This window comes from Bradyrhizobium sp. Ce-3 (assembly GCF_022835695.1).
Classification (GTDB): Bacteria; Pseudomonadota; Alphaproteobacteria; order Rhizobiales; family Xanthobacteraceae; genus Bradyrhizobium.
Map to the genome: position 1 here is coordinate 1 of NZ_BQUV01000037.1, position 378 is coordinate 378.

A 378-nucleotide genomic window follows, 5' to 3' on the forward strand; every position below is an offset into this window, starting at 1 on the left:
GGTGTGAGCTGCTCCAGCGGCGGCATCGTCCAGTGGTCACGATTAAGCACGCTCACACGTTGCGGATGATGCGGCCGATACGTGCGTCGCTCGATGCGCCACAGCACCAGTGACATGACGATGGCGATGAGCGAACCGCCCACCAGGATCGCGCCGATCTCGAACTCGCCAATGCCGGGAAACAGCACCGCCGCAGTGAGGATGACGGACAGCATCACCAGCACCGCCACCACGCCGCCCGTGAAGATGTTCATGGCGCGGCCGTTCGTCCATGGGCCGAGCACGGCCTTGTCGTTACACAACAGCAGCAGAAACACCGTCGCGCTTGGCAGCAGCACACCGGCCAGCGACTGCACCGCGTTGGTCAGCAACCCCAGC

General features: G+C 64.3%; 1 pseudogene. It reads right to left on the bottom strand.

Annotated features, from left to right (window positions below):
• Window positions 1–378, bottom strand: a pseudogene (locus tag BRSPCE3_RS35725) (manganese transporter); the annotation flags it as partial.